The following is an 11,787-nucleotide window of genomic DNA, read 5'->3' on the forward strand; positions in this document are numbered from 1 at the left end:
TAAATCGATTAAATCTTATCATTATTCTTTCGAGCGATTGGAGTGCTCTGAAAGCAGTTTCATTTTATCAATGCAAAAATAGAAAAATAGAATGAAACGGCAAAAAATATACTTTCTTTTCCTGTTTGTTGCCCCACTTTGTTGTGTTGGCTCAAGGCTTTGTGGATAAGCGTTGAGCGGTGGGTGCGCAAAAGCGTTGCTATTGAGGTGCAAAAGCAGTGATATTGGGGTGTAATTGCATTGTTTTTGGGCGGAGAAAGCATTGCCTTTGCTTTCGGGTGGTGCAGACTTGCGCTGTGAGTGCTTTTCTTTTGCTGTGAAAGGCTTTTTGTTTATTGAACCTATTACTACCCTCTTTTGATGTTTTGAGGCGTTAGAGAGGAAGAATGGTGACAAAAATCTATGTTGATAGTGGGCAATGTATCTTTCAAGTGTATATAGTCTCTCCCCCACTTCGTTTGTATATACAATTAAAAAGGACGCCAATTGACGTCCTTTTTAATTTTCTTCTACTCCTTACCTGCAAATGCAGCTTCTTCAGCAGCAGCAATAATTTCTTCTTGTGTGGGTTCTTTTGGATTGGCAGTGATATCCGATAAGTCGAATTCGTCAATCTCTTTCATCTCCACAACCTCTTCTTTTGGTTTTCCAGTAGTAGTAATTACTGTTGTTTCTAAAGGTTCTTCTTGAGCAGGTTGAGTTGTGTTTTCAGTGCTTTCTACGGTTTGTTCTTGGGCAGTTTCTTTGTTCTGCTCGGCTTCTTGTCGTTTTTTCTTGGCTTCAAAAAGGGCATCACAGAAACGAGTATTCTTCTTAATATATTCTAATGTTTCTTCTGATGCGAGCTGTTGGCTCTCCTTCTTACTGAAGCCCGATGCCGAATTACACTTAATTCCCTCGATCACCACGCAGTATTTAAATACAGGGTTGCCTTCATCATCTTTCTTTTGTTCTAACAAGTTGAATGCAATGTTCATCTTGTTCTTTTGCGCCCATTCGATAAGTCGGCTCTTAAAGTTCACTTCTTTATAAGCCACTGTGTCGATGTTGACCATCTTTGTTAAGATTTTCTTTTGCATAAAGCGCATGCAAAGGTTATAACCTCTGTCTAAATAAAGCGCTCCTATGAGTGCTTCGAAGGCGTTTCCAGCCATGTAACTGTTGTGAGAAAAGTTGCGACCACTTGAATAAATGAGTCGAGAAAGACCAATCTCTTGGGCTATTTTGTTGAGTGTTTCTCTTTGAACAAGCTTACTTCGGGTGTTGGTTAGAAAGCCTTCACGTTTTCCAGGGAAGTGTTTATATACGATATCTCCGACTATTGCGTCGAGAATGGCATCGCCTAAGAATTCTAATCGCTCGTTGTTTACGGGTTTTCCCTTTTTGTTTTTAAAGTGAATACTCTTGTGGCTCAACGCCATTTGATATAATTCTATGTTGCGAGGATAGAACCCAAGGATAGTATATAACGACAAATAAAGCTCCTTTTCCTTGCGGAATGGGAGCTTTATTCTATCTATGAAATTACTATTCAGCATATTTCTTGAACACTACACATGCGTTATGGCCACCGAAACCGAATGTGTTGCTAAGCGCAGCACGCACTTCTCGCTTCTGAGCCTTGTTGAATGTGAAATTCATTTTGTAGTCGATGTTAGGATCATCGTCGCCCTCTTCGTGGTTAATTGTTGGAGGAACGATGTCGTTTTGCACTGCAAGAATGCACGCCATAGCCTCTACTGCACCAGCAGCACCAAGCAAGTGACCAGTCATTGACTTTGTTGAACTGATGTTAAGTTTATATGCATGGTCGCCGAAAAGATCCTTAATAGCTTTCGCTTCTGATATATCTCCAACAGGAGTAGATGTTCCGTGTACGTTGATATAATCGATATCTTCTGGCTTTAATTGTGCATCTTCAAGCGCATTGCTCATTACAAGCTTCGCACCTAAGCCCTCTGGGTGACTCGCTGTGATGTGATGTGCATCGGCACTTGCGCCTTCTCCCACCATTTCAGCATAGATCTTAGCACCACGAGCCTTTGCATGTTCGAGCTCTTCTAATACAATACATGCTGCACCTTCACCCATAACGAATCCATCTCTACTTGCACTAAAGGGGCGAGAAGCGTGTTCTGGGTCGTCATTACGAGTAGATAGTGCGTGAAGTGCGTTGAAACCGCCTACTCCACATTCGCAAATTGCAGCCTCAGCACCACCACTTACCATTACATCGGCTTTGCCTAAGCGGATAAGGTTGAATGCATCAGCGAGCGCATTGGTTGATGATGCGCATGCAGAAGTGGTTGTATAGTTAGGTCCATGAAAGCCATATAGCATCGAAATTTGTCCTGATGCGATATCAGCGATCATCTTTGGGATAAAGAAAGGATTGAATTTAGGTCCTTCTTCTCTGCGAGTAGCATAGTTGGTAACCTCGTCTTCGAAGGTTTTAATACCACCAATACCCACGCCATACACAACGCCAATACGGTTAAGGTTTTCTTTTTCTAAATCAAAACCAGCGTCTTTAACTCCCTGCATTGCACTAATGATAGCCAATTGAGTGTATCTATCGAGCTTACGAGCTTCTTTGCGATCGATATACTCATTGATATTGAGGTCTTTAACCTCGCATGCAAAGGTGGTTTTGAATTTTTCTGTGTTGAAAGCTGTTATAGAAGCAGCTCCACTTTTACCGTTAATTAGGTTGTTCCAAGTTTCTTCTGGAGTATTTCCAACGGGTGTTACGGCACCAAGTCCTGTAACAACAACTCTTTTAAGTTCCATTTTTATTATTGAATTTAAGTGGAGACCAAAAGTAATATAGAAGATCTAAAAAGTGAATTGATCTACCTGTGCTGTTTAATATACAAATAAGAGATAGATGATGAACAAGGAGAGATGATGCGAATAGATTGTTACCCGAGGGCAAATCGCTTCATCTTTCTTTGTTCAAGTCTATCTCTTATAGCTCAATTCTCAACTTTTTATAATTATTTTGAGTTTTCTTCTATGTAAGCGATTGCGTCTCCTACAGTTGAAATTTTTTCTGCTTTATCGTCTGGAATAGAGATATTGAATTCCTTTTCGAATTCCATAATAAGCTCAACAGTGTCAAGTGAGTCTGCACCAAGGTCGTTAGTGAAGCTTGCTTCTGGCTTAACTTCTGTTTCATCTACACCAAGTTTATCAACGATAATAGCTTTTACTTTTTCTTCAATTGCTGACATAATTCTTTGTTTTTTAAATGTTTGTAATTAAATTTCTAAGTGAAAATCGCATGCAAAGAAACGACTTTTTATTTAATTCAGCAAATATTTTTCTCAAAAAACGACCTTTTTTGCACAGAAGGGGGTAGTTTGTGCATACTTTTTAGGTCTTTTGACGAGAAAAATGAGCCTTTTTTTGTTTTTCGTCTGATGCACTTTTGGGGTGTTTGGGGTGAAAATGACCTCGTTAATGCCCTCTTTTTGCTTTTTAAGTCCCTTTTCTTTCGCCTTTACACCTTATTATATATAAGAGAGATAAACCCAAAATGAGGAAAAAAGAAGAGAATATAGATGACCAAACGAGCCAAAGAGAGGTTTTAAAAGCACTGCTTTTGAAGGATAAAAGCAGTCTTATTGCAATTGAAAAGCAGTGCTATTGCAAGACAAAAACAATGCTATTGCAAAGCAGGCGAATAGACCTGCTTTGAGAAAGACTCTGAGCTTTGAAAATAAGTAGAATGAGATGCTTGCGCAACGGACGTGCGAAAGTGGAAGAAGGGACGGAAAAAGGAAGCGAAGTGGAAGGAACAAACAGCAGAACTCTACTGACAATGTTGAAATGTTGAGATGAAAAGATGATGAGTTGAATACAGAATGCAGGCAAACTGGACTGTGAAGATGGGCAAGTGGACTGCAGAAGAAGTACGATGAGGCTCACTTGTCGAAACGAAAGGCGGTAAACGGGCAACTAATCGAGCGGAAAACTGATGTAATGTCGCTTGCCATAGTTCTTCCAAAACTTGTTTCTGTGCATCACAACAAGTCGTTCGCACTCGTCAACATCAAAGTTTCTGGCTTTGGCATAGGTTCTTGCCATGGTTCTAAAGATATCGGTAATGCCCCAAAGACGTGCAAAATTGGCACAGCCTTCGTTGATATCTATCTGCTTAAACTCCATTCGGTTGATGTCGATCACTGCAAAGTGATATCCCTTTTCGTCCTTATCCCAAAGAATATTACCAGGCGAAAAGTCTTTATGCAACACCCCTTCGTTGTGCATGTGCGCCGTGAAAGCCGCCAAAGCCTCGGCTCTTTCAAAGGCTTCGCCATCTCGTTTGCCACCCATATCGTATAAATCATTGGTATAAGGGCATTTGATGTAGGCGTAATAAGTGTATTGCAAGAGGTGTAAGCCGTTGCGCTCTTCGATATAAGCAACGCTCTGCGGAGTTTCTATTTGTTTCTTTTTAAGGATATAAGGAAACTGAAAAGCCCTTAAACCCTTTGGCTTTCGGATATTTAAAGAGTAGACAAGTAGATTGAAAAACGAAGGTTTACGAAATCTCTTCACGTTAATCGTTTCGCCATTAGGCAGGGTAAACGATTTAATGGTGTTGCGTCCGTCGTATATCTCCACGCCTTCTGTGTCGAAGATAGAAGGAATAGAGGTTAAAAACGCACGCATGTCTTCGTATTGTTCATCAATCATTATTTTGTATGCCATATCTTTTCGGGGTCTTATATAATGGTTGGTATAAGCAAATGTCTTATTTCTTCATCGATAAACGCTTGGTTTCGATGGTTTTAAGGTATTGTTGTTGCACTTGAGCTGCCACGTTATTGTTTTCGAATCGGGTGACATATTCACGGGCTTTTTGCGCTCTTTGGACTCTTTCTTCGGGGTTGTCGAGCAACTGTTTCAATGCCGCTGCCATGCCTTCAACATCGTCTGGGTGCACATATAGGCACGAGTCGCCTCCCGCTTCTTCTAAACATGAGCCCGTACAAGCCACAACACTCAATCCACATTGAATGGCTTCGATGATTGGAAGACCGAAACCTTCGTAGCGAGAAGGGTACACAAAGCAGGTGGCAAGCTGATAAATGCCCGCTAAATCGTCGTTGTTCACATTGTTCAAGATGTGCACTCTATCGCTAAGGTTGTGATTCTTTGCCCACGCTTCAATCTCTTTTGTATAGGGAGTGTTGCGCCCAACGATAACAAGATGGGTGTCGTTAGATAGCAAGGGTAATGCCTTTACTGCCAAAAGAACGTTCTTTCGCTTCTCAATGGTGCCCACATTTAAAATGAATTGTTGTGGCAATTGAAACTTGTTGCGAATTGTTTGCAATTGATTGTCAGAGAGATGGGTTTGAAAACGCTGTGATGCCGATTGATAAATCACGTCGATTCGCTCTTCAGGATAATGCCCAAAGTGCATGATATCGAATTTGGTTCGCTCGCTGATAGCGATGATTCGGTCGGCTTCTTGACAGGCTTTCTTAAACTTCCAGCGATAAATTGCCACGTCAAGAGGGTTGTAAAATTCGGGATGACGAAGGAAAATAAGGTCGTGAATGGTTACAACTGCTGCCGTGTTGGTGTGCTTTATGCCGATAGGAAGCTCGCCCGATAAGCCGTGAAATAGGTCTATTTGGTCTGCTTTGATTTGCTTTGTGATGCCAAAGGTGCGCCACAAGCTGCGCATAAGACCGTTAGAGGCGTTTTGAGGATAGACGTATTGAACCTGATTGCTATGGATTACCTGACTTCTTAGCTGCTCATTGCCAAACGAAGGCGTGTAGAGCAGTAGCTTATCATTAGTTTCTAACAATGGAACTAATGAGTTAATGAGGTTTCTTCCATAGCTTCCTAAGCCCGTGTTGTTATTCACTATGCGCTTAGCATCATATCCTATAATCATTGCTTATTGGTGTTTTGGGTTGTAACTACTTAGGAACAACCTTGCCATTTTCTATTATAAATCTGCTATCAAACTCTTCTTTGGTGCGCTTCCAACGCTTATGTGTCCAAAGATAGAAATGTGGTTGATTTTTAATTGATTGTTCGAGCATTTCAAAGAACTTACGAGTTATCTCGTGTTCTGCCATGCTATTGGGGTCTTTTGTAATCAAACGGAATTCACAAACATAGTAACCTCGCTTCGGTCTGTTCATCTCTACGTAGTAAACAGCATTGTTCATCTTTCGCATTATGCGCTCTGCTCCCGTGAAAACAGGCGTTTCGTGGTTTAAAAAAGGTAGCCAAAGATGAATGTTTTGCCATCGAGGTGACTGGTCAGAGATATACCCAAACAAGCTTCTTATGCCCTCTTTGCGATATTGAACGAGGTATCTTAGGATCTCATTCTTAGGCACTGGCACTCCACCAACGCACGAACGAAGATCGATAAACAGCTTGTCTATGGCCTTGTTTCTAATGGGTTTGTAAACAAGTCCAACCTTTCTCTCGCTCGGAAGACTGATACCTACACACGAAAGCCATTCCCAATTGCAGTAATGTCCTAATATTGCGGCGCAATCTTGACCATTTTTAAAACACGATTCAAGGTCTTCTGCATTGCGAATGGTGAGTCGTTTGCTCAGCTCTTCTTTGCTTATAGATAGCAGTTTCACCGATTCAATAAAGTAATCGGCAAACCATCGGTAGAATTTTCGTTCGATTTCTTTTAGCTCTTCTTTCGACTTTTCGGGGAAAGAAGATGCAAGGTTGCTCTTCACCACATTTCTTCTGTATCGTAAGATGTAGTAAATCAATACGAAACCCATGTCCGATAGGCGATAAAGGCACCACATCGGCAATAGAGAAAGGGTGTAAAAGAAAGCGTAAACCAATCTATACATAATCTGTTTAAATAGCTTTATTGTGTTGATTATAAACTTGTTGCGAAGTAAAAGCAGCGTTGTTGCCTACTTTTGCATGTCGTTTAATCGTTTATAATAGCCGTTTTTATTCAATAGTTCTTCGTGAGTTCCCTGCTCAACAATCTCTCCTTGATGCAGAACACATATCTCATCGGCATGTCGAATGGTTGAAAGTCGGTGTGCAATAGCGATAGTTGTGCGGCTTTTCATTAATCTTTCTAAAGCGTCTTGCACCAATCTTTCACTCTCAGTGTCGAGTGCACTGGTTGCTTCATCAAGTATTAAGATAGGCGGATTCTTTAATATTGCACGGGCAATGCTCACTCTTTGGCGTTGACCTCCAGACAAACGACTACCTCTGTCGCCTATGTTTGTGTCGTATTGTTGCTCCGATTGCATAATAAACTCATGTGCATTGGCAATCTTTGCCGCCTCTTCAATCTGCTCTAAAGAAGCGTTTTCCACTCCAAAAGAAATGTTGTTTCTAAACGAATCGTTAAAAAGAATAGCCTCTTGGTTTACATTTCCCATCAATTCTCTTAGGCTATTGATACCTAAGTCCTTAATGTTTATGCCGTCGATGAGTATCTCTCCCTCTTGAACATCATAGTAACGAGGAATCAAATCCACAAGAGTACTCTTGCCACTACCGCTCTGTCCCACCAAAGCAACAGTCTTTCCTTTAGGAATAACGAGGTTAATATGGCGCAAAACCCATTGTTCGTTGTATTTAAACGAAACGTTTTTGAATTCTATTTGATGATTAAATCCATTGATTTGAACAGGCTTTTCGGGGTCTTTAATAGCTATTTCAGCCTTTAATATCTTATCTATTCGCTCCATAGAAGCCAATCCTTTGGGGATAGCATAACCCGCTTTAGAAAACTCTTTCAATGGGTTAATGATGCTATAAAGTATCACAAGATAATAAATAAAGGTCGAACCGCTAATCGAGTCGTAGTTTAATACGAGCATTCCACCAAACCAAAGCACCACAACTATCATCACTGTGCCCATGAATTCGCTCATTGGGTGAGCCATTTGTTGGCGAATTGCAACCTTTTTAACGCTGTTTCGATAGTCGCTGTTCACCTTATCGAATCGCTTATTCATCTTTTCCTCAGCGCAAAACGCCTTAATAATGCGCAAACCGCCAAGAGTTTCTTCCACTTGACTCATGGTATCGCTCCACAATCCCTGTGCAGTTAGCGAGCCAGCCTTTAGCTTTCTGCCCACAAGACCCATGATCCAGCCGAACAAAGGTACAAAAAGAAGGGTGAAAATGGTGAGCTGCCATGAGATAAAAATAAGTGTACCAAAATAGATAATGATAAGAATTGGGTTCTTAAAAAGCATATCTAACGACGACATGATAGAGTTTTCCACCTCTTGAACATCGCCACTCATTCGTGCAATGATATCTCCTTTGCGCTCTTCAGAGAAGAAACCCATTGAAAGAGAGGTGATTTTGCGATACAACTGATTGCGAATATCACGCACAATACCCGTTCTAATGGGGATAATAGATGCCGAAGAAAGGAAGTATGCGCCCGTTTTTAAGAACGTCATCACAGCCAATAGCAAGCCAATAACAAGTAAAGTAGTACTTGTTCCATGCACATCGATAAGCTGTTGCACATAGTAATCGGTGTTATTGCTCACCACTTCCTTTAAACTTGCTTCGTTCCAGCTCATTAAACGAGTTGCAACCGCTACTTTTTCCGTTTGAAATAGGATTTGAAGTATAGGTATAAGCGCTGCAAAAGAAAAGATATTTAATACTGCCGACAGTATGTTAAACAGCACAGAGAGTGCCAAGTACTTTTTATAAGGTGGCACAAAGCGACGTAAAACCTGTAAAAACTCTTTCATAGATGTTGCAAAGTTAGTAGAAATAATTGCCAAATCAAAGTAAAACACACATTTTTAGTGCTCTTTAGTTCTATCCACTTCAAAATAAGTTACACCCACTTTCTTTTCCACCCTCATTGCCCCTTGTTTGTGGTGGGGTTCACTTTAGGTGCGAAGGGCATTGCCACAAGTCGGTAATAAAAATGAAAGAAAGCAACAAAAAGGCGTAAAAACAAGACAAAGTGTCGATAAAAATGATTAAGTTTGCATAGATTCAATTCATCAATAACATTGTTATTAAAACCCTAAACACTTGAAATAAGCGATGAGAAAGTCTTTTCTTAGTTTCATTTTTGCTCTGTTTGCCCTTTGTTTGCATGCAGCTCAAAAGCCAATAAAGGTGGCATGTGTAGGAAACAGCATCACCTTTGGATATTTATTAGATAACCCTTCGACCGATAGTTACCCCTCTCAGCTACAAAAAATGCTTGGAAACGGCTACGTTGTAGGCAACTTTGGTCACTCAGGAGCAACCCTTTTAAATCACGGACACCGCCCTTATACCAAGCAAAAGGAATACACTGAGGCCTTAAACTATAAGGCAGACATCGTAGTTATTCATCTTGGAGTGAACGATACCGACCCTCGTAACTGGCCATTTTATAGAGATGAGTTCGTACCCGATTATATATCGTTGGTCAATAGCTTTAAAAAGGCCAACCCAAAGGCGCACTTCATCATTGCACGCATGAGCCCTTTAACCCACCAACACTTTCGTTTTTTAGCAGGAACTCGTGACTGGCACAAGGATATTCAAAAAGAAATAGAATATGTTGCGGGCGTTGTTGGAGCGCAACTCATCGACTTTTACGAGCCATTAATCAGTCGTCCTTCATTGCTACCCGATGCTGTTCACCCCAATAAAGAGGGCGCAACCATTCTTGCAACCGTTGTTTATCAAGCCATTACAGGCGACTTTGGCGGATTGAAGATGCCCCTTTACTTTGGCGATAACATGGTGGTTGATTGGCAAAAGCCCTTTGTTGTAAACGGAACAGCCAATGCAAAGAGCCGTGTTTTGGTGCAACTCAACAACCAAAAGAAAATCGTTGAGGTAGGAACAGACGGACAATGGCAGGTTGTTTTCTCACCTTTAGAATTAGGAAAGAACTACACTTTGAAGGTAAGCGACAAACAAACCACCCTGACATTTAAAGACCTTGTTGCAGGAGAGGTGTGGGTTTGCTCTGGACAATCAAACATGGAGTTCCCTCTTTCGCACGCTATTAATGCCAAAGAGGCACTTCCTCAGGCGCAAGACTCATTGCTTCGCTTCTTGCATTTCAAACCTCGTTGGGACACAGATGATGTGAGTTGGAGCGCAACGGCACTCGACTCTATCAATAAACTGCAATACTTCGAATCGAAAGGCTGGACAAAGTGCAATCCAAAAACAGCCCGTTCGGCTTCGGCAGTTGCCTATTTCTTTGGCAAAATGTTGCGAGATAGCTTAAAGATGCCCATTGGTTTGGTGATGAATGCAGTGGGTGGAAGTACTACCGAGTCGTGGATCGACCGCCCAACACTCGAGAATAACATTCCAGAACTGCTCAATGATAGATATAATAAGCATGTAATGGTGATGCCATGGGTGATGCAACGCCGTGCAAAGAACGTGGCCAACGGCAAAAATCCATTGCAACTTCACCCCTATAACCCCACCTATTTGTACGATAGTGCAATACGTCCGTTGCGCAATATGAATGTGAATGGCGTGATTTGGTATCAAGGTGAATCGAATGCAACCAACATTGAGATACACGAACGCTTGTTTCCGCTTTTAATTCAGTCGTGGAGAAGCTTCTTTGCCGATAGCTCTCTACCCTTCTATTATGTGCAGTTGTCGTCTATCAACCGCCCCTCTTGGCCTTGGTTCCGTGATAGTCAGCGCACGATGATGCAGCAATTGCCCAACACAGGAATGGCCGTTAGTAGCGATTTGGGCGACTCTCTCGACGTGCACCCACGCAACAAGCAACCCATTGGCGAGCGTTTAGCACGTTGGGCGTTGTCGAAACACAAGGGATTTGAGCAGATAGTGCCCAGCGGTCCGTTGTTTGTTGGAGCGAAGATGCAAGGCAAAAAAGTGATAGTTGAATTTAAATATGGAAAGAACCTCACCACAGCCGACAACCAACCTTTGCGCACTTTGGAACTTGCAGGTGCCGATAAGGTGTTCTATCCTGCCAAAACTATCTTGAAAGATGGCGTTCTTGAGGCGTGGAGCGACAGCGTTCAGCAACCCAAATTTGTGCGTTATGCTTATCAACCCTTCACTCGTGGCAACTTGGTGAACAGCGATAAGCTACCAGCCTCTACCTTCTTGTCTGCCATCAGCGCAAAATAAGATAGGCAGAACGATTCCCTTAAACGTCGAAAGCGTGACAAGGAGCGTTCGAGATAAACTATAAGAATTTTCAACATAACGACCTCTGGCACTCGATGTGCTATGTCGTTGAGCAACAACACTTTTGATGTTGCTTTTCAATTACGATGATATTACACTGCAATGGCATTGCTTTTGGGGTGTAATATCATTTCTTTTATAGGGCAATAGCATCGCTTTTAAAATGGAATAGCTGTGTCCCTCTTTTTCAACTTTGAAAACACTGCGCATTAATATAAATCAATTTTACTTACTGAAACTTTACTTTTCTTTTCAAATTTTATGATTTTTACAAATCTAAAGCTATACCTTTGCATCACTATTACAAACAAACAAGATACGAATGACTTGTTGAACATAAGCGAATGAACAAGGCATTTGGATTTAGAAGCGTACCAAGAAAAATAAAAAAATAACAGAAACAAAAAGACATGGTGAAGAAAATTTATGTGCAACCACGTATTGTGGCTGTGCCATTGTGTGGCGAAAGCATAATGATTGACTATTCAAAAGCTCAGAATGGCAGTGAAGAAGCGATCAAAGGAATTAGAGAAGAAAACGAAACTACAGATATCGAACTGAACTAAAGAAGCGCTCTCTTTGTGAAAACTA

At 41.3% G+C, this 11,787-nt stretch carries 11 protein-coding genes; 3 read left to right on the plus strand and 8 right to left on the minus strand.

Annotated elements, in window-relative coordinates; all coding sequences use genetic code 11:
- Nucleotides 1-21 precede the first annotated feature (21 nt).
- From A3GM_RS11540 to A3GM_RS0105020, 4 genes are all read right to left on the minus strand, one after another.
- Nucleotides 22-453 carry a hypothetical protein gene (locus A3GM_RS11540; RefSeq protein ID WP_154648093.1) on the minus strand — a complete coding sequence of 144 codons (432 nt, stop codon included), beginning with the start codon at nucleotides 451-453 and terminating at the stop codon, nucleotides 22-24.
- Between the two features lie 56 nt (nucleotides 454-509).
- Nucleotides 510-1,538 (minus strand): ribonuclease III, encoded by a 1,029-nt coding sequence (rnc, locus tag A3GM_RS0105010; protein WP_018362303.1) that lies wholly within the window; start codon nucleotides 1,536-1,538, stop codon nucleotides 510-512.
- Nucleotides 1,528-2,790 carry a beta-ketoacyl-ACP synthase II gene (fabF, locus tag A3GM_RS0105015; RefSeq protein WP_018362304.1) on the minus strand — a complete coding sequence of 421 codons (1,263 nt, stop codon included), beginning with the start codon at nucleotides 2,788-2,790 and terminating at the stop codon, nucleotides 1,528-1,530. The genes rnc and fabF overlap by 11 nt, the downstream gene beginning before the upstream one ends.
- Before the next feature lie 206 nt (nucleotides 2,791-2,996).
- Nucleotides 2,997-3,233 carry an acyl carrier protein gene (locus A3GM_RS0105020; protein ID WP_018362305.1) on the minus strand — a complete coding sequence of 79 codons (237 nt, stop codon included), beginning with the start codon at nucleotides 3,231-3,233 and terminating at the stop codon, nucleotides 2,997-2,999.
- A gap of 482 nt (nucleotides 3,234-3,715) precedes the next feature.
- On the opposite strand from A3GM_RS0105020, the gene A3GM_RS11830 reads away from it, so the two are divergent.
- Nucleotides 3,716-3,838: a hypothetical protein gene (locus A3GM_RS11830; RefSeq protein ID WP_262502613.1), complete on the plus strand. Its 123-nt coding sequence runs from the start codon at nucleotides 3,716-3,718 to the stop codon at nucleotides 3,836-3,838.
- A gap of 122 nt (nucleotides 3,839-3,960) precedes the next feature.
- Here A3GM_RS11830 and A3GM_RS0105030 read toward each other — a convergent pair whose 3' ends face one another.
- The 4 genes from A3GM_RS0105030 to A3GM_RS0105045 all read right to left on the minus strand — a co-directional run bounded on the left by A3GM_RS0105030 (nucleotide 3,961) and on the right by A3GM_RS0105045 (nucleotide 8,750).
- Nucleotides 3,961-4,716 (minus strand): lipopolysaccharide kinase InaA family protein, encoded by a 756-nt coding sequence (locus A3GM_RS0105030; RefSeq protein ID WP_018362307.1) that lies wholly within the window; start codon nucleotides 4,714-4,716, stop codon nucleotides 3,961-3,963.
- Between the two features lie 43 nt (nucleotides 4,717-4,759).
- Nucleotides 4,760-5,917: a glycosyltransferase family 4 protein gene (locus A3GM_RS0105035; protein ID WP_018362308.1), complete on the minus strand. Its 1,158-nt coding sequence runs from the start codon at nucleotides 5,915-5,917 to the stop codon at nucleotides 4,760-4,762.
- 25 nt (nucleotides 5,918-5,942) lie between these two features.
- Complete coding sequence (locus tag A3GM_RS0105040) at nucleotides 5,943-6,857, minus strand: lysophospholipid acyltransferase family protein (RefSeq protein ID WP_025829798.1); 915 nt, start codon at nucleotides 6,855-6,857, stop codon at nucleotides 5,943-5,945.
- 66 nt (nucleotides 6,858-6,923) lie between these two features.
- Nucleotides 6,924-8,750 (minus strand): ABC transporter ATP-binding protein, encoded by a 1,827-nt coding sequence (locus tag A3GM_RS0105045; protein ID WP_026216129.1) that lies wholly within the window; start codon nucleotides 8,748-8,750, stop codon nucleotides 6,924-6,926.
- 304 nt (nucleotides 8,751-9,054) lie between these two features.
- Between A3GM_RS0105045 and A3GM_RS0105050 the strand changes: the two genes are divergently transcribed.
- Nucleotides 9,055-11,136 (plus strand): GDSL-type esterase/lipase family protein, encoded by a 2,082-nt coding sequence (locus A3GM_RS0105050; RefSeq protein WP_018362311.1) that lies wholly within the window; start codon nucleotides 9,055-9,057, stop codon nucleotides 11,134-11,136.
- 470 nt (nucleotides 11,137-11,606) lie between these two features.
- Nucleotides 11,607-11,762: a hypothetical protein gene (locus A3GM_RS11545; protein ID WP_018362312.1), complete on the plus strand. Its 156-nt coding sequence runs from the start codon at nucleotides 11,607-11,609 to the stop codon at nucleotides 11,760-11,762.
- Nucleotides 11,763-11,787: the final 25 nt, after the last annotated feature.

Source organism: Hoylesella nanceiensis DSM 19126 = JCM 15639 (assembly GCF_000379965.1).
GTDB lineage: Bacteria > Bacteroidota > Bacteroidia > Bacteroidales > Bacteroidaceae > Prevotella > Prevotella nanceiensis.